Origin of the sequence: Stenomitos frigidus ULC18, assembly GCF_003003795.1 — a bacterium.
Taxonomy (GTDB): domain Bacteria; phylum Cyanobacteriota; class Cyanobacteriia; order Leptolyngbyales; family Leptolyngbyaceae; genus Stenomitos; species Stenomitos frigidus_A.
In genome coordinates this window covers 58,879-80,725 of sequence record NZ_PVWK01000121.1, presented here as the reverse complement: position 1 = coordinate 80,725, position 21,847 = coordinate 58,879, and the positions used below count along the sequence as shown (strand labels likewise).

At 51.7% G+C, this 21,847-nt stretch carries 18 protein-coding genes; 10 read left to right on the top strand and 8 right to left on the bottom strand.

Annotation, left to right across the window (positions count from 1 at the left end; all coding sequences use genetic code 11):
- Positions 1 to 141: 141 nt before the first annotated feature.
- The gene (locus tag C7B82_RS22205; RefSeq protein ID WP_106258665.1) at positions 142 to 852 is read left to right on the top strand and encodes a response regulator transcription factor; all 711 of its coding nucleotides are present in this window, start codon (positions 142 to 144) and stop codon (positions 850 to 852) included.
- Between the two features lie 50 nt (positions 853 to 902).
- Here the strand turns inward: C7B82_RS22205 and C7B82_RS22200 are convergent, their stop codons facing one another.
- Positions 903 to 3,017 (bottom strand): S8 family serine peptidase, encoded by a 2,115-nt coding sequence (locus C7B82_RS22200; RefSeq protein WP_106258663.1) that lies wholly within the window; start codon positions 3,015 to 3,017, stop codon positions 903 to 905.
- 302 nt (positions 3,018 to 3,319) lie between these two features.
- Between C7B82_RS22200 and C7B82_RS22195 the strand changes: the two genes are divergently transcribed.
- From C7B82_RS22195 to C7B82_RS22180, 4 genes are all read left to right on the top strand, one after another.
- Positions 3,320 to 3,934 carry a hypothetical protein gene (locus C7B82_RS22195; protein WP_106258662.1) on the top strand — a complete coding sequence of 205 codons (615 nt, stop codon included), beginning with the start codon at positions 3,320 to 3,322 and terminating at the stop codon, positions 3,932 to 3,934.
- Between the two features lie 136 nt (positions 3,935 to 4,070).
- Entirely contained in the window at positions 4,071 to 4,325 is a 255-nt protein-coding gene (locus C7B82_RS22190; RefSeq protein ID WP_106258660.1) for a BolA family protein, read from the top strand.
- 80 nt (positions 4,326 to 4,405) lie between these two features.
- Complete coding sequence (gene grxD / locus C7B82_RS22185) at positions 4,406 to 4,729, top strand: Grx4 family monothiol glutaredoxin (RefSeq protein ID WP_106258659.1); 324 nt, start codon at positions 4,406 to 4,408, stop codon at positions 4,727 to 4,729.
- 176 nt (positions 4,730 to 4,905) lie between these two features.
- Positions 4,906 to 5,487 carry a Uma2 family endonuclease gene (locus C7B82_RS22180; protein ID WP_181357609.1) on the top strand — a complete coding sequence of 194 codons (582 nt, stop codon included), beginning with the start codon at positions 4,906 to 4,908 and terminating at the stop codon, positions 5,485 to 5,487.
- Positions 5,488 to 5,713: 226 nt separating this feature from the next.
- On the opposite strand, the gene C7B82_RS22170 is transcribed toward C7B82_RS22180, so the two are convergent.
- A complete protein-coding gene (locus tag C7B82_RS22170) occupies positions 5,714 to 6,169 on the bottom strand; it encodes a sll0565 family protein (RefSeq protein WP_245940044.1) in 456 nt (151 codons plus the stop codon).
- 56 nt (positions 6,170 to 6,225) lie between these two features.
- Between C7B82_RS22170 and C7B82_RS22165 the strand changes: the two genes are divergently transcribed.
- Positions 6,226 to 6,543: a DUF6439 family protein gene (locus C7B82_RS22165; RefSeq protein ID WP_339375286.1), complete on the top strand. Its 318-nt coding sequence runs from the start codon at positions 6,226 to 6,228 to the stop codon at positions 6,541 to 6,543.
- A gap of 80 nt (positions 6,544 to 6,623) precedes the next feature.
- Here C7B82_RS22165 and C7B82_RS22160 read toward each other — a convergent pair whose 3' ends face one another.
- The 4 genes from C7B82_RS22160 to C7B82_RS22145 form a co-directional block, all read right to left on the bottom strand.
- Entirely contained in the window at positions 6,624 to 6,911 is a 288-nt protein-coding gene (locus tag C7B82_RS22160) for a hypothetical protein (RefSeq protein WP_106258658.1), read from the bottom strand.
- A 191-nt stretch (positions 6,912 to 7,102) separates the two neighbouring features.
- A complete protein-coding gene (bchD, locus tag C7B82_RS22155) occupies positions 7,103 to 9,268 on the bottom strand; it encodes a magnesium chelatase ATPase subunit D (RefSeq protein WP_106258657.1) in 2,166 nt (721 codons plus the stop codon).
- Positions 9,269 to 9,331: 63 nt separating this feature from the next.
- Positions 9,332 to 10,579, bottom strand: a complete 1,248-nt coding sequence (locus tag C7B82_RS22150) for a sensor histidine kinase (protein ID WP_219904639.1) — start codon at positions 10,577 to 10,579, stop codon at positions 9,332 to 9,334.
- A 25-nt stretch (positions 10,580 to 10,604) separates the two neighbouring features.
- Positions 10,605 to 12,407, bottom strand: coding sequence for an ABC transporter ATP-binding protein (locus C7B82_RS22145; protein ID WP_219904638.1), 1,803 nt, complete (start codon positions 12,405 to 12,407; stop codon positions 10,605 to 10,607).
- Between the two features lie 361 nt (positions 12,408 to 12,768).
- Between C7B82_RS22145 and C7B82_RS22140 the strand changes: the two genes are divergently transcribed.
- On the top strand, positions 12,769 to 14,646 hold the full coding sequence (locus C7B82_RS22140) for a sensor histidine kinase (protein ID WP_106258655.1): 1,878 nt from the start codon (positions 12,769 to 12,771) through the stop codon (positions 14,644 to 14,646).
- The gene (locus tag C7B82_RS22135) at positions 14,634 to 16,259 is read left to right on the top strand and encodes a hybrid sensor histidine kinase/response regulator (protein WP_219904637.1); all 1,626 of its coding nucleotides are present in this window, start codon (positions 14,634 to 14,636) and stop codon (positions 16,257 to 16,259) included. The genes C7B82_RS22140 and C7B82_RS22135 overlap by 13 nt, the downstream gene beginning before the upstream one ends.
- Before the next feature lie 130 nt (positions 16,260 to 16,389).
- Here the strand turns inward: C7B82_RS22135 and clpB are convergent, their stop codons facing one another.
- Positions 16,390 to 19,011, bottom strand: a complete 2,622-nt coding sequence (gene clpB, locus C7B82_RS22130) for an ATP-dependent chaperone ClpB (RefSeq protein WP_106258652.1) — start codon at positions 19,009 to 19,011, stop codon at positions 16,390 to 16,392.
- A 509-nt stretch (positions 19,012 to 19,520) separates the two neighbouring features.
- On the opposite strand from clpB, the gene C7B82_RS22125 reads away from it, so the two are divergent.
- A complete protein-coding gene (locus tag C7B82_RS22125; protein ID WP_245940043.1) occupies positions 19,521 to 19,712 on the top strand; it encodes a DUF2949 domain-containing protein in 192 nt (63 codons plus the stop codon).
- A gap of 218 nt (positions 19,713 to 19,930) precedes the next feature.
- Here C7B82_RS22125 and C7B82_RS22120 read toward each other — a convergent pair whose 3' ends face one another.
- On the bottom strand, positions 19,931 to 20,524 hold the full coding sequence (locus C7B82_RS22120; RefSeq protein ID WP_219904636.1) for a DUF3611 family protein: 594 nt from the start codon (positions 20,522 to 20,524) through the stop codon (positions 19,931 to 19,933).
- Between the two features lie 196 nt (positions 20,525 to 20,720).
- On the opposite strand from C7B82_RS22120, the gene C7B82_RS22115 reads away from it, so the two are divergent.
- On the top strand, positions 20,721 to 21,398 hold the full coding sequence (locus C7B82_RS22115) for a response regulator (protein WP_106258647.1): 678 nt from the start codon (positions 20,721 to 20,723) through the stop codon (positions 21,396 to 21,398).
- The last annotated feature ends 449 nt before the right edge of the window (positions 21,399 to 21,847 follow it).

Sequence of the window (21,847 nt, the reverse complement as noted above, 5' to 3'; positions counted from 1 at the left end):
ATCGCTGCCGTAACGTTTGGCAGCGATCGCTCAGCCATGATCCATAGAGACTGAGAAACCGCTATATTTTAGCTTTGACACTCCGAATCCTTTAAAATTGACATACTTCAAGGCTTAGACAACACTAGCAGCGGCTTCTGTATGCCTCTCACAATCCTTGTTGCTGATGATGACTTGGGCACGCGGCTGTCCATCAGTGATTACCTCGGGGCAAACGGTTATCTGGTCATTGCGGCCGAAAATGGTCAAGAAGCGCTGAGACTGGTTGATGAATACCAGCCTCATCTCGTGATCACCGATATCACCATGCCGCAGATGGATGGTTACGAGTTGGTAAGTCGCATTCGGCAGCGTCCCACGTCGCGACTGCTGCCTGTCGTCTTTTTGACGGCACGTAACGACACTCAAGAGCGGATTCGAGGGTATCAAGCGGGCTGCGATGTTTACCTGTCTAAACCCTTCGAACTACAAGAGTTAGGGGCAGTAGTGCGAAATCTGCTGGAGCGACTGCAGTTGATTGAGTTAGAGTGGCGCTTTGCACGGGGGGATGCAGCCCGCCGTGACGCTGAGCAGACAGAGGCGCGATCGTCTCCGTCAGGTCGTAACGAATATCAGTCGATCGCACAGCATGCCGCGCTATCAGTAGCCGTTGCGGCGCTGAACCTTACTCAACGCGAACGCGAGGTGCTCAAAATCCTTTCGGATGGGCACTCAAATATGCAAATTGGTGAATCGTTGCACTTGAGCCCCCGCACGGTTGAAAAATACGTCAGCAGCCTCCTCCGCAAAACCGACACCAGCAATCGCGCTGAACTGGTTCGTTTTGCTATGGATCATCATTTGGTGGAATGACTTTTCGTCTGTAGGGGCGTTCCATGGAACGCCCCTACAGACACCCTCTCTCAAACTCCCAATGTCAACGTCCAACTATTCAGCGTTCCTATGTCACCTTCAGCTGCATCAACCACGCGCAGTTGCCAACGCCCTTGAGCGGGTTGGTTTAAGAAGCGTCTGAGTAGTGCAGTTGTTTGTAATGTGTAGGTCGTTTGTAGTCGGGTGCTCCGTCCGAGTAGACGACTTTGGAGTAAAATAATTTGATCCGAGGGGGACGTCAGGCTGATTTCCAGGTCGCCCAGAAAGCTATGGTCGATCGCCACACTGACCTGGATCGATCTCACCGTACCTGCCTCTGTCATCTGGATTGTGCTCGTTACACCCTGTGAATCGTTGTCAGGAATCGCCACACTGGTGGTATTTTGCTGTTGCAGTTGGCGAGAAGGGGCGATCGCTGCCATGGCTTGTCGCTGTACTGCCGCCTGTACTGCCTTCGCGGCATTGACCTTGCCATAGCCAAACCAGTCGCAGCGTCCTCCTGCTTCGTAGGTGCCTTTGCGGAAGCCAAACTGTGGATCAGGGTTGGAGTCCACAATTTTGTCGGCCGTTTGTTGCAGCAGTTGCTTGACTTCGGCTGCGGTTAAATCGGGGTTGGCTGAGAGTACCAATGCTGCCACGCCAGCTACAAGCGGACAGGCGCTGGATGTACCACCAAAGTCGATCGCAATATTGTCCGGCGCGTAGCCTGCTGCTCCGACGCGATCGGTGGTTACAATACCCAACCCTGGTAGTGCACCTCTCACTTGCGGTGGTGTAAAAACATAACCAAGGTCTTGAAGTCCGATTCCTGGCGGCGCATTGTTGCTGGGTGCACAGACAGAGACTTCTGCACCCCAGTTGCTATACGCTGCTTTTTTATTGAGACTGGTTGACGCCGCGACCGTGATGACATCGGGATGGACTGTAAAACCTCCCAGCCAGGCAGTGTCACCGCTCAAGGCGTTGTTGGGCCAGCCGCTTTCATTCACAGTGCCATTGGTGGGTCGGTTGGCATTTCCGGCTGCAAACACAATGACGCAGCCTTTACCACGCCGACCGTTGGTGGCAGCCTGGGTGAGTGCAGCACGCTGTCGCAGTGACAGCGGGAAATATACGGAGGCGGGACCCCAGCTACAGGAGATGACCGATGCACCTTTGGCGACTGCCCAACCGAATAAGTCTTCGATCGTCTGGTCATCTAAAAAGCCCGTCGTGCGGATGGGCATCAAGGCGCAACCCGGTGCTACACCGATCGCTCCAATTCCATTCTCTTCGGCAGTGGCAACGCCGCCGCAGGCAGTGCCATGATTGTCGTCTGGATCGCCCGGCAGTGGCAGAAAGTCATTTTCTTTGAAGTCACGGGGAGCCACGATTTTGCCAATGCCCTGAAAGTCAGGATGGGTCAGATCTACCGAGTCATCCATGATGGCGATCGTCACCGAGCGAATGCCGCGCGTAATGTCCCACGCTTTCTCAGCTGAAACATGAGAATTGGGAGCCAGGTCAGCCCCGCCGTTGTGGTTGAGATGCCACTGCTTGGGGTAAATCGGATCGCGGGGACGGTAGTGCGATTGGGTGCGCACGATGATGTTTGGTTCTGCCGTCAGCACCTCCGATCGCTGCATCAGGCGATTGGCGATTTTGAGCGGATTTTCTTGCGCACTGGCGGTCGCTTCAAAGACAAATGTGTTGGGCACCCCCGCAATCGGCTTCACCTGACGTAGCCCCACCGCCCCGGTAATTTGAGCGATTGTCTCTGCTGTGACAGTTGTAGCGAACTGCACCGTTAGTTGATTGGTCAGATATAGCCGCGAGGCTGGATCATCTTTGAGTTGATACACATGACTGGTGTAGTTCACCGCATCGTCATCGCGCAGTTGCTGCATCACGGTGTCACGCTGAGCCGGATCGACCACAATCTCTGTAAGTTTAGCGGGTATGCGTGTTGGACTGACATCAGCAGGGAGCGGTTGGATCAGACCCGCGATCGCGGCTTTGTTGATGGCATTGAGCGTAAAGCGATCGTCCACCTTCTCCAGCAACAGTTCTTCGCCACCGCGCTGCAACACCCTACTGATGCTCGACTCGGGCATTGCTGCACCTTGAGTGCCTGGTGCCGAATTTGCTGGCGTTTGATCCGTCATTGAAACACCTCATTGAGAAAAAGGGGGTAGGGAATTGGGAATCGGGTGCAGGGGCATGCCATACGCCTTCTCATCCGCTGTGCCCAATAGCCCTCACCAGTCTTACTAATGCATAAAGAACATGCAAATCAAACACGCTAAACGCTGATGGCTGACTGCCAAGAGCGACCAGATTCATTCAGCGCCCCTTACTAGTCACTAAAACTACTCAGGCGCAGAGTCACTCTGCAATGGTAATATACCCACAGTTTTGATACAGTTGTGTTTCTTCTGTTTTCTGCAATTAGAGCTAGAGCTGCCTCATGGAATCCTTTGGAACTACTCGTATCCTCCGCACCGCAGGGCTGATCGCCCTGTCACTCCTGGCGGCTTCTGTCCTGCTGAAGCCCGGAAGCAGTCTTGCCCAGGCTCTCCCAGCCAGCCCGAATCGTGCACAGCCGATCGACCCTAACGATCCAAGCGTTTTGAAACCAACCGATCAAGACGCGGGACTGCTCAGCCAGCAAGGCGGTAAGCGCTTGCTGGACGAAGCAGACAAGGCCGTGACTGCTCAAAATTATCCCACTGCGATTAAAAAGCTTCAGGAAGCGCGTCAGGTCTTCAACCAGCTTTCCAACTTTTATCAAGATCTGGCTGGGAGCTTTTCTGGTATCGATAATCGCATTGCCGACACTCAACGTCGTAAAGCTTTGGAAGCAGCCGAAATGCGTGACCAGGCAACCTATCAACTGGCGCTGGTGCATCGTGCCCAAAGCCAGCCAGAACTGGCAGTGCCTCTACTTGTACAAATTATCCGTAGCCAACAGCCAACGCGCAGCCTGGGGCAAAAAGCCTACCAGCAACTGCTTGAGTTGGGCTTTGTGGATGCGCCCTACCCTCGCCCTCGTGCAGACCAGCCGAGCGCAGCCCCTCGTTAACAGAAAGAGATTGGGCTGGTAGAGGCCTGGCGTAAAGAATTGGCTCGATCGCATCTGCCCTTAAAACGATGAGACTCAGCTTGACACTGAACGTTAGACTAGAGTGAGGAACTTAAGCAGTGACCAAGGAGCGCAAATGATTAGCCCTGATCAGGTTGAAACCATGATCAAAGCTGAACTGCCGGATGCCCAGGTTCAGGTGTTGACAAACGATGGCGAACACTACGAAGTGACGGTCGTATCATCACAATTTGATGGTAAACGTTTGGTGCAGCAGCATCAGTTGGTGAATAAGGCAGTCCAGCAGCACTTGCTCAGCGGGGCAATTCACGCGATGGCAATTAAGACGTATACCCCTCAAGATTGGGCGGTCGCTAGTCAAGCGGTCTGAATTGTATCGCCGATCGACTCGCTTTGATCGAACTTAGCTTGATACCAGTCTTCTTGTACACACCTCATCACTCCAAACCTATGACTCCCGAAACCCAAGAGCGCCTCGAAACCCTGATCAAACAAAACAAAATCATGGTCTTCATGAAGGGCAACAAGCTGATGCCCCAGTGTGGCTTTTCCAACAACGTGGTGCAAATCCTCAACACGCTCGGCGTTCCCTTCGAGACAGTCGATGTGCTGGCCGATGCTGATATTCGCCAGGGCATTAAAGAATACTCTAGCTGGCCGACGATTCCTCAGGTTTATGTGGACGGCCAATTTGTAGGCGGTTCCGATATTCTAATTGAGCTTTACCAAAAGGGTGAACTGCAAGAAATGGTTGAAGTTGCGATGGCTTCGTAGTTTTTAGCCAACGGCGCTTTTACAGTCAGAACAAGCAATGCTTAAAGCGTGAGGTTGGGTCAATAGTAGACTCAGCCTCTTTGTCTTTCTAGCGTTTGGTTTCGTAGAATCTTGATGTGTAACCAGCATGAGCGATCGAGGAACTAGCAAACCTAACCATCGGAGGTGAAATCCCCATGATTATGCAAGCTGAAGCAAAGTACTACACGCCTGAAGCTTACTTAACGCTTGAAGAAACGGCGCAAGAACGACATGAATATAGCGATGGGGAAATTGTGCCGATGGCAGGCGGGATGCCCAACCATAACCAAATTGCGTTGAACCTCAGCGGTTCCCTAAATTTTGCGCTCAGACGTCAACCATATCGCGTTTTTGTTACAGACCAGCGGTTGTGGATTCCAGCGCGACGGCTTTATACCTACCCAGATGTGATGGTGGTTCAAGGCGCGTTGCAACTTCAAGAAGGGCGCAACGATACGCTGACCAATCCGGTGATGATTGCCGAAGTGTTATCAGACTCAACGCAGGCGTATGACCAGGGTGAAAAATTCAAAGCGTGTCGCACGATTCCTGGCTTTCAAGAGTATGTTTTGATTGATCAATACTCGATGCACGTTGAGCAATACTACAAAACTGAACCGCATCAATGGCTTTTTTCTGAGTATGACGGTGAAATGTCAACGCTGAAACTTAACACCATCCCGTTTGAAATTTCCTTTGCCGATCTGTACGACAAAGTTGACTTTGCCACAGGGTAAAATTTCGCCCTACCTTTTGTTAATAAGACTATTGGCAACATCCAGCCATCCTTCAACTTCATCCTTTAAGTTAGCCATCACCTCTTCCATTGTGTCTCATTCGGTAATGCAATCGGGCAGTGCAGGAACCTCCGCCCAATAGCCGCCTTCTTCTGCTGGATGAACAATGGCTCTGATTTTCATACATCTGTTGAGCTAGCTGTTAAGAATATATTAACCACTCCATCTACTTTTCTGGTTGCGAGGATTGGGGAGCGGGGAGCGGAGGGCGAGGAGACGGATTGGGACTTTGGAACACCGCGAAGGCGATCGACCAACCAATCACAAGACCCAACCCACCAAAGCGAATAATTTGCCAGAAGGGTTCTCGCAAACTGCCCCAAGTGAAAAGTTTACTTTCCAGGTTGACTTCGAGTTCGTCGAGTTGCGTCTGCAGGCGGCTTAACTCGGCTTTGAGTTCGGCAGTCGGCGATCGCTGGAGTTGCCGTTTAAGCTGCTCTTGGCGTTCCTGAAACTGCGCTTGAATTTGCTGATCCTGCTGTATTTGCGTATAGCGTTCCTTGAGGTCATGGAGCGATCGCTCAACGGTCGCTAATTCCTGCTCAAACGCCTGTGCCTCTGACAGCAGTCCATCACTGTCGTGGCTAGAAGCAGAATCAGGCGATGGCGGCGGCAACGTCATAACAGCAGTAGTAGAGTAGAGATACTCTTGATTATGCCCACGATCGCAAGAACCGTATGCCCGATACTTCTCTTTCTGCTAAAACCGCACCAACCGTCATGGCTCCTGGCAATAGCTTGAGTCAGTTTAGTGCTGCCGAACTCGCTCAAGCACTGCTCGAAAAACTTGCGATCGCCGATCGCGACTGGCACCGCCTCAAGTCCAACCGCAAAGCCCGCGCCAATGAGCAGGCCGCCGCTGCGATCGTCTTCCTGCTTAAAGACCAGTCCGAAGAAGCGTTGCCCAGACTCCAGCAAGCTGTTGCGTGGCTCGATCGCTCCATTTCAGCGCCGCCCTGCGAATCACATGGCGATCGGGCTAAGGAAGAGGGATAAGGAGAGTTTTGAGTTTTGAATTACTTCCTAGCCCCTTTTCTCTAACAACTAAAAACTAACAACTAAAAACCAAAAACTACTCAGCCTTCCTTCACCACTTTTAGCTTCTTACGCTCTGGCGGCATGGTGACAGAAAATTGTCCTGCTAGTTTGGTACTGCTTGGCCCAGTTTGAGTTGATGTCTCGATCGGCGCATTACGAGCAGGGGATTGTGCTTGAATGGCTTCGCTGATGGGGTGATGCAACAGAGTGAGCAAGCAGGAGCAACCCGTGAGGAGTAGCAAATCCAATTCCTTGCTCAACAGCCTCCGCTGGGTTTTGCGAAAGGGAAGACTGGAAATTGTTTGCTTCAGGTATTTGCGTGTCATAGGGTTGCAACTGTCGATAATAGATTGAAGGCTCGGATTTCTCAGTATACCCAAGTCGATCGCACGCCTGTCTAGCTTAGACTGCTTGGCTGGCGAAGCTGTTCCTGGTATAGCGCAATCCATTTGGCTTTCAGCTTTTAGCCTTCAGCTTTCAGCTTTAAATCCTACGCTGACCGCTGACCGCTAACCGCTCAAGGCCGACTCATATCGCGCATGGCTCCTCGTGCCATGGCCGCGATCGCCTGATCGTTGGCTTTCGGTAGGTGGTAGTATTTGCCGCCTGCTTGCTGTGCCAGTTCCTTCGCGAAGCCTGTAGAAATGAACTTGTTTTCGGTGTCAATGACCAGCAGTTGAATGTTGAGGGCGCGGATTTTGGTGGCAATGTCGAGCAGTTCTGCTTTGATGTCGGGCTTTTCGTCGGGCGGAATGGTTTCGCCGAGCGATCGTGCCAGTGGCACATTACCGCGTCCATCCGTGATGGCGACAACTAGCACCTGCCCGATATCACCAGACTGTCTGGCATTCACGCCGACTCTTACTGCTTGCGTCAGTCCGTGCGCTAAGGGTGACCCACCACCGCACGGCATTTGATCCAGACGTCGTTTAGCGGCCTCGATCGATCGGGTTGGTGGCAGCAACACTTCGGCTTGCTCTCCCCGAAACGGAATCAACGATACTTGATCACGATTCTGGTATGCCTCAGTTAGCAGCCGCAGCACGGCTCCTTTCGCCGACTGCATCCGGTTAAGCGCCATCGAACCAGACGCATCCACTACGAAGACTACGAGTGCTCCTGCTTTACGTGCCAGCCGTTTGGCTCGAATGTCTGCTTGTTCGACAAAGACTCGTTTGCGGGGGATAGGGTGTGGCGTGTAGGGTGTAGCATTGGACGGCTGCTGACTGTCGACCGCTGACCGCTGACTGCTGACCGCTGACTCCTCTCTCCTTGCCCGTCGCGATTTCTGATAGGGCGCTGCGGCTCTTAGCGTGGCATCGACAGCAATACGGCGTACTTTCCCTCTGGGCAGCATGGGTTTGACATAGCGACCCCGATCGTCCGAGAAAATGGTCGCACGACTGCCAGATTTGCCCTGACGAGTGGCAGTTTGAGCAAAGTAAAGCACGGATGGATCGAGGATTACGCCTTCCGGATCAAAGATAAATTCTTCGGGAATGCTGGGTGTTTCTTGCTCTTGTTCCTCTTGTTCCTCTTGCTCCTCATCGTCGTCGCGATCGTCCTGATCTTCTTCCGATTCGTCCTCTGGTTCTTGTTGGCTTTCGGGTGGCGGCGGTGGCGGCGGTGGCGGTGCTTCCGGTGGTGTCTGCACAATGGTCGATCGCGGCACAATGACCAACTCAACCGCACGACGCAAATCGTCTGCGGTGACATCTGTGCGACCATCCAGCGCAGCATGAGCTTTGGCAACACGGACGGCAAACAACTCGGCTCGATGCCCCATCACGCCACCGCGAATGGCTTCATTGACGAGATATTCGACCTGGGCAGAGGTTAACTGCACATCTTTAAGCCATTCTCGCGCCAGCACGATTTGTGTTTTGAGAGAGTCGAGGTCTTCCGCGTACTGAGCGAGAAACGCTTGCGGTGAGTCAGCGTAGCGGGTGGCCTGCTCCACTGCCAGGACACGATCGTCTAACCCCAGCACCATATCAGCAGAAAGGGCGATCGCAATGCGGTCTAACAAATGCTCGCGCAGGTTTCCTTCTTCAGGGTTGTATGTGGCTACCAGTAGTGGTTTACAGGGATGCTGAAAGCTAATGCCTTCGCGCTCAATCTGGTTGCGTCCATCCGTGAGAACGGAGAGCAATAGGTTGGCAGCCTGGTCGTCTAGCAAATTGATTTCATCAATGTAAAGCACGCCCCGATGCGCTTCTGCCAGTAGCCCTGGTTGAAATACCGTCTCCCCGCGCTTAATCGACTGGCTAACATCCACTGAGCCCAATAGACGATCTTCCGTAATGCCTAGGGGAATTTGTATAAAGGGCGCAGGAATCACCTCGGTAGGAAAGTCTAAAGTCTCAAGGCTAAAGGATGAATCTGTTTCCCCTTTTATCCGTGATCCTTCATCCTTTAGCCTTTCTAGCGTCTCGTCGTCCCACTCTTCGGGATGCAGCGGATCGCTGTTGAGAGAGCCTTGGACAATTTCGATCGGTGGCAAAAGGGCATGGAGTGCTCGTGCCATCACTGATTTTGCCGTCCCACGACGTCCCGCAATCACGACGCCCCCTAAACCTGGATCAACGGCTGCTAGCAACAGCGCGAGTTTAATGGCTTCCTGACCAACCACTGCAGCGAGGGGAAAAGCGAGAGAGGGTGCAGGTGTGCTGAGTGCAGGCATGGCTTTGCATCGTAGGACAGTTCACATCTCAGCATACCAAGATCTCAGGATCGAAGCGTAGAGCTACTCGATCGCGCCATCTGTTGTATGAGCCTCTGCTAGCGTCACGTGGAGTGGAAACGTGACCGTAAAGATAGAACCGACGCCTAAGGTAGACGTCACGGTGATCTCGCCTTGTAATAAGTTGACGAGACGAGAGGCGCTCGCCAACCCCAACCCTTTGCTGTCAAAATCACGGGATTGATCGCTGGTTTCCAGCTGAAACTGGGGTTCAAAAATGTTGGCTTGATCTTCTGGCGCAATGCCGACGCCCGTATCGATTACGGCGATCGACCAGCGGTCTTCGGGCAATGACTGAGCGTGTAGCTGAATCGAGCCAGTATTGGTGTAGCGGATGGCATTGTGCAGAAGGTTAGTAATGATTTGATGCAGGCGCAACGGATCAGACAGAACTTGGTCAGGAGCCGTCGCACAATCGACGCTGACCTGCAACTCCTTGGCGGCGATCGTCGGTGTCATCACCTGCACAATTTCTTGGACGATCGCGCGAACATTTGTGGTCATCAGGTGCAGCTTGAGTTTTCCAGCTTTATAGCGAGAGAGTTCGTTTAAATCGTTAATCAGGTGCAACAGATAGCGACCGTTCCGCACCACACGCTCAATGTGGTCGATTTTAGGCACTGTATCTTGCGGCAGTGCTTGTTGCTTTTGCTGTTGACGTAGAAACAGTTCCGAAAAGCCGACGATCGTGTTGAGCCGAACGTTCAGTTCATCGGTCAGCAAAGACAACCCATCTTGATTGGTACGCACCAGACGATTCATTTCTTGCCCGGTCATTGCCAGTTGACGCTGCAACTGCTCTAGCTCTTTCATCCGCTCGCCGACATAGCTTTTGAAGCATTGAGCGATCGCTTCATCAATGACCATGTCGATCAAACGAAAAACGCGATAGACCTCGATCGCCGACTCACGTAAAAGATCAGCTTCTAGAGTGGCAAAAAGCGCTCGTCGCAAGAGCCGATATTCCCGCACGATTTCTACCGGATCAAACCCTTGCTGCGCACGTAGCGTCCCATGCTGCAAACTGGCATCCACAAGCAACTGCAGGTCATCGTCCTCGCTGCGTGACAGCACTGTTGCCAGTGCTTCCAACACCATAGGTAAGTGATCTTTGATTGCGGTTGGAGAAAGCGTGTCATCACTCTTCAAGTGGCGATCGCGTCGCACGGACTCGATCCACACGTTGAGAATCGTATCGGTTTGCTCAGTAATGATTTGACCAAAGTTGAGCATGGCAGCAAGACGGTTCAAGGCGACGATAGGGCACTTGTTTAGTCTAGCGATTGGAGAGAGGAATGAGGGATGGCGATCGCTTTACTTGCGATTCCAAAATGACGCTGTAGAGTGGGCTGGTTTGCATCAACTCTTGATGGCTTCCCTGCGCCACTAAATGGCCTTTGTCCATCAAAAAAATGCGATCGGCGTTTTGGACGGTGCTGATGCGTTGAGCGACCACAAACGAGGTGCAGGTGCGTTGGCGCATCAGTTCATCCAGGGCTGTCTGAATTTGGGCAGCGGTTTGGGCGTCTACTGCAGAGGTGCTGTCATCCAAAATCAGGATGCTGTAGTCAGTTAAGAGGGTACGAGCGATCGCCAATCGTTGTTTTTGTCCACCGGATAAACCGACGCCGCGTTCACCCACGATCGTCTCATAGCCATTGGGTAAGCCCATGATGAAGTCGTGCATTTGAGCCGCTTTGGCAACTTCGATCACTTGTTCTAAGGAGGCATTGGGTTTAGCGTAGGCAATATTTTCGCGAAGCGTACCAGAAAACAGCGTCGTTTCTTGGAACACAATACCAATGCGCGATCGCAAGCTTTTGAGTGTGAAATCGCGCACATCCCGTCCATCAATGCGGATTGCGCCAGCCGTCGCATCGTAAAAGCGAGGCAGCAAGTTCATGATCGTGCTTTTACCCGATGCCGTCATCCCCAGCACCGCAATCAGTTCATTCGGTCTGGTTTCAAAGGAAACACTTTTGAGGGCTTCGGTGGTCGCACCGGGATAGCGGAAGGACACGTTTTCAAAGGTGATTCTGCCGCCACAGGTTTCAAAGGGCATGGCATTTGGTCGATCGCGGATCTCCACTGCTGCATCGACCACTTCATACACCCGTTCGGCCGATGCTGCTGCCTGGGCGATCGCGGGTGCCGCAAAGCCAATTAGCAAAATGGGCTGCAGAATCAACAGGAGATAGGAATTGAACGCAACCAATTCGCCTACAGAGAATCTGCCGCCGATGACCTCTGCACCGCCATAGCCAAACACTGCCAGCGTCACCAAATTGCTCAACAGAAAGATGAACGGGAAGGTGTTGCGAATGGCGCGAATAGTTTTCATGTTTGCCCGGACAAGGGCATCATTCATCGACGTGTAGCGGGTCATTTCGGTCGATTCGCGCACGAACGCTTTGACCACGCGAATACCCAGCAGGTTTTCTTGCAGGATGGCGTTGAGGTCGCCCAGTTGCTCCTGCACCTGCTTAAAGAGCGCTCCATTGCGGGTGAGAAAGTTTGCCAGCAGCCATCCCGCCATCGGCACAACGGTTAGGGTGATGAGCGCTAGCTTCCAGTTCATGATCAGCAGGATGAACGCGATCGCCACCAGTGTGACCACTGAGTTAATGACCTGTATCAAGCTCGTGCTGAGAAAGGCGCGAATCTGCTCAATGTCGCTGGTCACACGGGTCAGCAGTTGCGAGGTCTGCGACTGGTCGTGATAGCTAAAGCTGAGGTTTTGGATCTGGCTGAAAATCTTGTTGCGTAAATCGTAGGCAACGCCCTGAGAGGCTGCTTCTGCCCAATAGCTTTGCCCAAAGTTGAACAACCCACGCCCGATCGCGGCAATCATCATCCACCCAGCGCTGTACAGCACAATTTGTAAATTCTGTTTCGCAATGCCCTGATCGATGCCCCAGCGAAACAATTGAGGCGTGACAGCACTGGCGACTGTCAGAAGGAGCAGACTGAGCAAGGCACCGATCGCCGTCCAGCGATAAACGCTCAAACTCTGCATTACGCGCCAAATTGGCTGTATGGAGGCTTTTTCCTGAAGTTCTGCTTGTTGTACCAATGGCATAACCGCCTTTATAGCTGTTGCTCAGCGCACGATCGATTGACCCGTCAAAATTGTAAGCTGTCTCCCTTCAATCCCAAACTTTAGATCTTCGGTGTCTTGTCAACGTCAGGGCGTTGCTCACCTGGAAACCGGGTTGTTTGGCGCTAAATGTTAAATAACTTTACAGTTCTTCCGTTGAATTACGGACGTTTTTCAGGCTGTCTTTTTTATTTACAGAAAAGGGGGCTTTGTCTGCCGCTAAACGGCTCGAATCTTCACAGTTTCTGCGTTGAATTGCGGAAGCTTTGGGCTTACTTTTGTTAGGGTCAAAGTAAATCAGGCTTGGCGCAGCGTTGAACAACTCGCATAAAGACAGTCCTATATGTTGAATGCTATCCAGACGTTCTTTAGTACGGGATCATTCATTCCACATGGACATTGCTATCTTTGGCAACCAGGGTTAGTAGGGCTACACATCCTTGCGGATGCCCTGATTGCGATCGCCTATTACTCCATTCCCATCACGCTACTCTACTTTGTGCGGCAGCGGCGAGACTTACCGTTTCGCTGGGTCTTTTTGCTGTTTGGGGCGTTTATTGTTGCGTGCGGCACCACGCATCTTTTAGAGATTTTGACGCTCTGGCATCCCGTTTACTGGTTGTCGGGCACTATCAAAATGGCGACGGCTGCGATCTCCATCATCACCGCGTTAGAACTCATCCCGCTCATGCCAAAACTGCTGGCAATACCCAGTCCTGTTGAACTGGAACGAGCGAATCGAGAACTGGAGCACGAGATTGTCGAGCGCAAGCAGATTGATGCCGCTCTACGGGTGAGCGAAGCCCGCTACCGGGCGATTGTGGAAGACCAGACCGAGTTGATTACACGCTTCGAGGCAGATGGCACCCTCACCTTTGTGAATGAAGCGTATTGTCGCTATTTTGGCGTGTCGCGAGAAACCATCATTGGCAGCCGTTACGCGCCGATCGTCTTTGAGGAAGACCACGAATACGTGGATCACCAGGTGCGATCGATGAACCGGGATAACCCGTTTGTGATCATTGAAAATCGCGTCATTGTCGATGGTGCGGTGCGCTGGACGCAATGGCATAACCGCATGCTGTTTGACAAAGACGGTCAGTTCGTCGAGTTTCAGTCGGTAGGGCGTGACATTACCAAAATTAAGGAGACCAAAGCAGCACTGCGGGAAAGCCAGCGCTTTGCTCAAAAAATTGCGGATACCAGCCCCGCCACGATCTACGTGTTTGACTTGGTGGAACAACGCAACATATACGCTAACCACCAGCTAACGCAGCAGCTTGGCTATGCCGATGGCGAAATCCAGCCGCTTGCACCAGCCTTCCCACGCGAGATTCTGCATCCAGATGACTGGGCAACATTGGCAGAGAGCGTGACGCTCTGGCAAACCGTTCCCGATGGCGAGATTTTACATGTTGAGCGACGGCTGAAGGCTTGCGATGGTGAATGGCGCTACTTTCAGTGCCAGGAAACGGTCTTTGCTCGCGATCCAGATGGCACACCCAAACAAACGCTGGGCGTTGCCGTTGACGTGACACCAGCCAAACGGTTTGAAGAACTGCGCCAAACACAAGCACAGTTGCAAGCGTCTTTGAAAGAGAAAGAGGTTTTGCTCAAGGAAATTCACCATCGAGTGAAAAATAACCTGCAAATTGTTTACAGTCTGCTGCGGCTGCAATATCGACGCGTCACCGATGAAAAGGCGGCAAGCATTTTGTTGGAGAGTCAGAATCGGATTAAATCGATCGCTCTGGTACACGAAAAGCTCTATCGCTCTGACGATTTAGCTCACATTGATTTGAGCCAATATATTCCTAATTTAGTTAGCAGCTTATTTAGCTCTTACAATACTCGGTCAAACGCGATCCAGCTTAAGACCGACATTGAGCGGGTTCTGCTAGATATCGATACAGCCATTCCGTGCGGTCTCATCATTAACGAATTGGTATCGAATGCGCTGAAATATGCGTTTCCAGCAGAGCAGACGGGCGAGATTGCGATCGGACTTCATACTACGATCGATCGCAATCTCACACTGACCATTAGCGACAACGGCATCGGCATTCCACCCACGTTCGACCTCACCAAAATGGATTCGCTCGGTCTGAAGTTAGTGAACGATCTGGTACATCAGCTAGAAGGCACGATCGCTATGCATGGCAGTCATGGCACGGCATTTGAGATTACGTTTTCCAGCAATGAGGTACTATGCGAAGTATGATCCCCGAGCGAACCGCACCCACAACGATTCAGATTATGGTCGTGGAAGATGAAAGCGTGATTGCGGCTGATATCAAAGATTGCCTGGAAAATTTAGGGTATGGAGTTCTAGCGGTCGTTGCTTCAGGTGAAGAGGCAGTTGCTACAGCGACGTCCTTACTTCCTGACCTGGTGCTGATGGATATTCGGCTGAAGGGAGTGATGGATGGTATCCAAGCCGCCGCAAAGATTTGGCAGCGCCTACACATTCCAGTAGTGTATTCTACCGGGCACTCTGATCGCGGCACGATGGAACGCGCCAAAGCCACGGGTCCCTTTGGTTATGTGCTGAAGCCAGTGGAAGAACAAGAGATGTATGTGGCGATCGAGACGGCACTGCAACGCTTTCGCCTGGATCAGGCACTGCAAAAACGCGAACAATGGCTTTCTAGCATTCTGCGGTCAATTGGTGATGGCATCATTGTGGTAGACGCCGACTGTCGCGTCCGGTTTCTCAATCTCATTGCCGAGGCGCTGACTGGCTGGAAACAAGACGACGCGCTCAATAAAACGATTACCGACGTCTTCCACATCATTCACGAAGAAACACAAACGTCGGCTCACAATGTCGTGAGTGAAGCACTACAAAGCGGCACACTCGTTTATCCAGCGGGCGATTTCATACTCGTTTCTCAAAGTGCCGAAAATACGCCGATCATGACCAGCATCGCGCCGTTTCTAGACGACAACAACGTGATTACAGGTGCCGTCATTGTCTTCCGTGATGATACCGAGCGGCGGCAAGCGGAGGAGCGCAACATAGCGATCGCGCGATCGCTACAGCTTGAAAGCCAAATGGCAGAACTGCAGTCCCTCAATCAACAAAAAGATGACTTCTTAAATACGGTGTCCCATGAATTGCGTACGCCACTGACCAACATCAAAATGGCAATCCGCATGTTGGAGCTGACCCTCGATCAACGCGATAGCTCTGCTGTCGTGAGTGACGCAGACTCAAATCCCACCATCCGCTACTTAAAGATTCTCAGCGACCAGTGCGATCGACAAACGTCGCTCATAAACGACTTACTGGATTTGCAACGACTCAATGCCAATGCTTACACGATCGACCTGAGCACCGTTCATCTGCAACGCTTTCTGCCCGAAATCGTCGAGAACTTTCAAGCACGTGCCAAGGCACAGCAGCAAGCGCTACAGATTAATGTTGCACCTGATTTGCCGTCTGTCATGACGGATGCCACTGGGCTGAGCCGAATCATTACAGAGTTGGTCAATAACGCCATCAAATATACCCCCGCCGATGAGCGCATCACTGTTACGGTGCAACTACTCGAACAAACTCCACCCAGCACCACACCCATCGTTCAGTTTCAGATTGCCAACTCTGGCGTTGAGATTCCGCCGACTGCACTCCCTCTTATTTTTGACCAGTTTTACCGTGTGCCTAGCGCCGATCGTTGGCGGCAAGGCGGCACAGGGCTAGGGCTAACGCTCATAAAGAAATTAGTCAACCACCTGGGTGGTTCCATCCACGTTACCAGTAAGCAAGGACAAACGTGCTTTACCGTCGAGTTGCCTGTTGACCTCAGTCGCTCCTCTGTAACCGCTGATTGATCTCGCTGATGGTGGAGTGGAGGGAGTGGGAGGGCAGGGGGAGCGGGAGAAGCGTGTTGAGTTTCAAGTTCTAAGGTTTGAGTGGATTTTGACTCTTCACACCTCACACCTCACTCCTCACTCTTCACGCCTACTGCGTTGTCAGGACTTCTGATGGCAGGCGTTTAAATGCCAACCGCTCATTCTCCACATCCACAAAGATGGTGTCGCCATTGGTAAATTCACCACGCAGGATGGCTTTGGCAATCTGTGTTTCGAGTTCGCGCTGGATCGCACGCTTCAGTGGACGGGCACCAAACACAGGGTCGTAGCCCACTTCGGCGATAAAGTCCAATGCACTATCGGAGAGTTTGAGGGCCATTTTACGGTCTGCCAGTCGATCGCCCAGTCGTAAGGTCTGGAGTTTGACGATTTGCCGCAGTTCCGATTTCTGTAGCGCATGGAAGATGATGATCTCATCAATGCGGTTGAGAAATTCGGGGCGGAAGCTAGTGCGCATGGCATCCATCACCCGCGATCGCATCTCGTCGTAGCGGTTATCGTCACCTGCAAGATCCAGGATGAACTGCGAACCGACGTTGCTGGTCATGATAATGACGGTGTTTTTGAAGTCCACCTTGTGCCCCTGAGCATCGGTCACGCGCCCGTCATCCAGAATTTGCAGCATCACGTTAAAGACATCTGGATGCGCTTTCTCAATTTCGTCGAACAGAATCACCGCATAGGGACGACGACGGATTGCTTCGGTCAACTGCCCGCCTTCGTCGTAGCCCACATAGCCGGGAGGCGCACCAATCAAGCGCGAGACGGTGTGCTTCTCCATGTACTCAGACATGTCAATGCGTACCATCGCTTCTTCGGTATCAAACAGATAAGCGGCAAGGGCTTTCGCTAACTCGGTTTTACCCACACCTGTAGGACCCAGGAAGATAAAGCTGGCAGTGGGACGGTTGGGATCGGCTAAGCCAGCACGCGATCGCTGAATGGCATCTGCCACAGCCGTAACCGCTTCTTGCTGACCAATCACACGTTTGTGCAAGTCGTCTTCCAGGTGCAAGAGCTTCTGCATCTCCGATTCCACCAGCTTGCTGATGGGAATACCCGTCCACTTGGAGATGATTTCGGCAATGTCAGATTCAGTCACTTCCTTTTGCAACAGCGACTTGCCGCTTGATTGCGTTGAGGAAAGTTTCGCTTCCGCTTCTTGCAGTTGGCGATTGAGACCTGCTAACTTGCCATACTTCAGCTCAGCAGCACGGTTCAGATCATAATCCCGTTCTGCTTGCTGAATCTGAATGTTGAGCTGATCCATTTCCTCTTTAAGGGTCTGGATCTGATCCATCACGCCTTTCTCTGCTTGCCATTGCGCATTGAGAGTGCTTTGGGTTTCCTTCAGGTCGGCTAATTCACGATCGAGTCGCTCCAAGCGATCGCGCGAGGCGGAGTCCGTTTCTTTTTGCAACGACAACCGTTCCATCTCAAGCTGCAAGATTTTGCGATCAACCTCATCTAGCTCTTCGGGTTTCGAGGTTTTTTCCATCTTCAGCTTGGCAGCGGCTTCGTCGATCAGGTCGATTGCCTTGTCAGGCAGGAAGCGATCGGCAATATAACGTGCGGATAACGTTGCGGCTGCAATCAACGCATTGTCAGAAATATTAACCCCATGATGTAGTTCGTAACGCTCCCGCAAGCCACGCAAAATTGAGATCGAATCTTCGACGCTCGGCTGATCCACATACACTTGCTGGAAGCGACGTTCTAACGCCGCATCTTTCTCAATGTATTTCCGATACTCATCCAGCGTTGTGGCACCAATACAGCGCAGTTCACCACGAGCCAGCATGGGCTTGAGCAAGTTACCTGCGTCCATTGCGCCCTGCGTGGCTCCAGCCCCGACAACGGTATGAATTTCGTCGATAAAGAGGATGAGTTGCCCTTTCGACTCCGTGACTTCTTTAAGGACGGCTTTCAGACGTTCCTCAAATTCACCTCGATATTTGGCTCCAGCAATCAGCGCCCCCATATCGAGCGCAATGAGTTTGCGATCGCGCAAAGACTCTGGTACGTCACCACTCACAATCCGCTGCGCCAGCCCCTCAGCGATCGCGGTTTTACCTACACCAGGTTCACCAATCAGCACGGGATTATTTTTGGTGCGACGAGACAAGATCTGGATGGTGCGGCGAATTTCGTCATCGCGCCCAATCACAGGGTCAAGCTTGCCTTCACGGGCAAACTGCGTCAGGTCGCGTCCATATTTCTCCAAGGACTCGTACTTGCCTTCCGGGTTTTGGTCTGTCACCTTTTGACTTCCTCGAATCTGGTCGATCGCATTTCTGAGTTTGGTTTCATCTAGTTTAAGTTCCGCCAGCAATCCTTTACCAAAGCGATCGTCATTGGCATAACCCAGCAACAGATGCTCCACTGAAATAAACTCGTCACCTAGCTGTTTGCGGTAGCCATCGGCGCGATCGAGCAGAGTATCTAAGCTGCGTCCTAAATAAATAGACGTGCTGTTGCCAGAAACCTTTGGCTGCTTACGAATAAAGTCATCTGTACGATCGCGAACGAGCTTGACATCTACGCCAAGCTTATTAAGGATGCTGCTGGTGAGTCCGTCCTGCTCTAACAGCGCTTTCATCAGATGTTCCGATTCAATCTGCTGTTGCTGAGACTGCTTCACGACCTCCTGCGTGCGCGCGATCGCCTCCCAGGCTTTTTCGGTAAATTGATTGGGGTTGGTTGGCTGCATAGTCCCCTCGATAGTCGTTCGGTATACGTTACTAACGTCATTGTAGAGAAGTCGGCGCGATCGCTAGGGTCGGTGTTCACGCCATCTTGAATGAGTATTGCCGAAACCTCAAGAGTGCGAGGCCGTCTGCAAGGCTTGAGGCGTTAGGGTTAATTAACAATCGAAGACATCACTGACAAATCTTCATAATCGCTCATAACCCTATATGTAGAGCTGGGCGTTGTTTTTTGTTGGTTTTAACGCCAAGCGTGGGGCCGATCGCCCATTGCGACCTCACGACTCAGAAAAACTCTCTGTTCATTGACTGAAGATTGTGGTTTAAGTGAGTTGCAAATACGTAAAACCACGATTGCCATCAGCAAATATCACTCGATCGGGTGGCCCCGGTGGATGATGCCTTCTCAGTTTCTCTTCAGTAGCATAGCGCCACGCTGGAGCCTTAACTGGGGCGATCGCTCAAGCAATTCAACAGTCAGGTAACTCAACATTCAGGGGTGAAAAGTCTAGCCGTGCAATCCGACCGTAGCAATACTCAGCTCATCAATTTTCTTCAAAAAGAACTTGCTCTCTCCACCACGGCGATCGCAATGGCACTCCGTCACTCCGAGCAAGACCCTGGGCCATTGCCGATGATTCTCTGGCAGTATGGCCTGGTTTCTCTAGAGCAGTTAGAGCAAATCTTTGACTGGTTGGAAGGGTAAGGCGGTTGTTAGAAAAAGGCTAAGGAACAAGAATTTAATAACTCCGGCATTTCCCGTAGGGGCGCACGGCCGTACGCCCCTACCTGCAAATAATTTGTCGATTTTATTTAATCCACGATCCTAAAGGATAAAGTATGAAGGCTAAAAGCAGAAGGGCGCAAAGGCTTATTCTGTATTCAAAACTTATCCTTTATCCTTCATCTTTTATCCTTTCTTGTCTACTGCTTACTCATGCGGTTCAGCAACCAGAGCGATGCGGTAATGCCAAAAAACTGCGCCAAAATGACGTTGATGCTGGCTTGAACAACCAAAATGTCGAGGGGTTGAATAAACTTTGACGGATCTGTGTTGACGAAGCCACCAATGCCTTGATTGAACGCTTTCGCTGCCAGCAAGCCCACCGTTGCCTCTGCGCCCAACAGAGAGAGCAAAATACCAATCAGGCTGGCAATGAGTCCCATACGCAGCACTTGAATCGTATCGGATTTGCGAGGGCGGTTGGCAGCCACGCCGTCTAGCTTGCGCCCGATCGGGATGTAGCGGAACAGCGCCCAGTACATATTAAAGACCAGCACTGCAATGCCAAAAATGGTCACCAGTACGCCGATCCCAGTCGTTGGGCTATTTTGATTGGCACCACCAGAACGGCTCAACGCGCCAGCAAAAATCAGAATAATGCTCGACACTACCGTTAGCACTAGCTGAATCCAAAGGCTGATCCACCCTGTCATCCGAAAGGTTTTAGCGATTTCCTTTAGAGTGGGCGACGTGGAACCTGACTTGCCAAACATAATGCAAATGCCTGAAAGCATAGTGCTCTTAGTCTCTCATGGTAAGGCGTCTTCAGGCTAGGAGGGGCGATCATCTGCTGCTTTTCCCTTCCCACTTTCCTGTCCAGCGCAAGCAGGTTTTTCGTTTACCATAGGATGCAATTAGCAAAATCTGCCTCTACAAGCTCCTCTAGCTAGATGTCCTAAGTCACTTCCCTATCAAATTTGAGGTGCTTTTATGCCTGACGAGATTCAACCGCATAGCCCCGCTGCGAACCTTCCTCCTTTGCGAATTCTCATCGTCGAAGATGACCCAATGATGCAGCTAGGCTTAGAGCAATGTTTAGAAGACTACCCTCAACTGACTGTGGTTGGGCAAGCCAGTGATGGCTATTTGGGTGTTGAGGCCGCACTGAAGCTGAAGCCTGACGTGATTGTCATGGATATTGGACTGCCACGGTTGGATGGTATCGCAGCGACGCAGCAGATTAAAGCAGCGCTGCCCTCTGTGCGGATTGTGATGCTGACGTCACATACAACTGAAACTGAGGTGATTGCAGCCCTTTCCAGTGGTGCAGATGCCTACTGTATTAAGGGCACTAATGTGGAACGCCTGTTGGCTGCGATCGCGGCTGCCCAAGAAGGTGCAACGTATTTAGACCCACAAATTGCCCGTCGTGTGGTCGAACATCTTAAACCGCCGACACCCACCGGTACCATCGGTCATTTGTCTAATCGAGAGCAGGAGGTACTGCAACTCATGGTTGAAGGTCAAAGTAATCCTGAGATTGCAGCAACCCTTTACCTTAGCCCCAACACGGTCAAAACTCATATCCGAGGCATTATGAACAAGCTTGCGGTGGACGATCGTGTCCAGGCTGCTGTGGTCGCATTGCGATCAGGGTTAGTTAAGTAGCCTGAAGCTTGGCTAAAAGGGAGCTGAACGCTCACTGGTAGAGGCATCAATCTTGGCGGATTTGTCAGCTGGCTCGTCAACGTAGCGATACCCTGAATAAAGCCTGCCAGCCGATCAGATTTTTTCTCTAGCATTGGTCACTTTCGTAGCTGTCACCCCTCAAGCCAACAATTACGTCTCATGTCTTAACTTTGGAAAGCGAAACTTATTTCTTTTTTAGGGGACGATATTCAAATTAAGATCTAGAATTAGGGTGTAGAGATCTACAGCGCTTGTAACTGGCTACGGAGTCTAGCCTTTCTCAGTATTACACCTTGTCTAGGTGTGCTCTCACACTGAGACTTTATCGAATCGCTCAGTTTATTGCCTGGTGATGCTTGATCTACGAAGTGAGATTCCATTCTTAGGATTCCATTCTTAGTAGCCATAGGGGTGAGAGCTTCTGAAGG

What these genes read in the sequence shown, in the direction of transcription:
- C7B82_RS22160 (WP_106258658.1), bottom strand. Translation starts at nt 6,911, where the DNA reads ATGACACGCAAATACCTGAAGCAAACAATTTCCAGTCTTCCCTTTCGC.
- C7B82_RS22205 (WP_106258665.1), top strand. Translation starts at nt 142, where the DNA reads ATGCCTCTCACAATCCTTGTTGCTGATGATGACTTGGGCACGCGGCTG.
- C7B82_RS22170 (WP_245940044.1), bottom strand. Translation starts at nt 6,169, where the DNA reads ATGACGTTGCCGCCGCCATCGCCTGATTCTGCTTCTAGCCACGACAGT.
- clpB (WP_106258652.1), bottom strand. Translation starts at nt 19,011, where the DNA reads ATGCAGCCAACCAACCCCAATCAATTTACCGAAAAAGCCTGGGAGGCG.
- C7B82_RS22195 (WP_106258662.1), top strand. Translation starts at nt 3,320, where the DNA reads ATGGAATCCTTTGGAACTACTCGTATCCTCCGCACCGCAGGGCTGATC.
- C7B82_RS22145 (WP_219904638.1), bottom strand. Translation starts at nt 12,407, where the DNA reads ATGCCATTGGTACAACAAGCAGAACTTCAGGAAAAAGCCTCCATACAG.
- C7B82_RS22180 (WP_181357609.1), top strand. Translation starts at nt 4,906, where the DNA reads ATGATTATGCAAGCTGAAGCAAAGTACTACACGCCTGAAGCTTACTTA.
- grxD (WP_106258659.1), top strand. Translation starts at nt 4,406, where the DNA reads ATGACTCCCGAAACCCAAGAGCGCCTCGAAACCCTGATCAAACAAAAC.
- C7B82_RS22115 (WP_106258647.1), top strand. Translation starts at nt 20,721, where the DNA reads ATGCCTGACGAGATTCAACCGCATAGCCCCGCTGCGAACCTTCCTCCT.
- C7B82_RS22200 (WP_106258663.1), bottom strand. Translation starts at nt 3,017, where the DNA reads ATGACGGATCAAACGCCAGCAAATTCGGCACCAGGCACTCAAGGTGCA.
- C7B82_RS22135 (WP_219904637.1), top strand. Translation starts at nt 14,634, where the DNA reads ATGCGAAGTATGATCCCCGAGCGAACCGCACCCACAACGATTCAGATT.
- C7B82_RS22140 (WP_106258655.1), top strand. Translation starts at nt 12,769, where the DNA reads ATGTTGAATGCTATCCAGACGTTCTTTAGTACGGGATCATTCATTCCA.
- C7B82_RS22190 (WP_106258660.1), top strand. Translation starts at nt 4,071, where the DNA reads ATGATTAGCCCTGATCAGGTTGAAACCATGATCAAAGCTGAACTGCCG.
- C7B82_RS22165 (WP_339375286.1), top strand. Translation starts at nt 6,226, where the DNA reads ATGCCCGATACTTCTCTTTCTGCTAAAACCGCACCAACCGTCATGGCT.
- C7B82_RS22120 (WP_219904636.1), bottom strand. Translation starts at nt 20,524, where the DNA reads ATGCTTTCAGGCATTTGCATTATGTTTGGCAAGTCAGGTTCCACGTCG.
- bchD (WP_106258657.1), bottom strand. Translation starts at nt 9,268, where the DNA reads ATGCCTGCACTCAGCACACCTGCACCCTCTCTCGCTTTTCCCCTCGCT.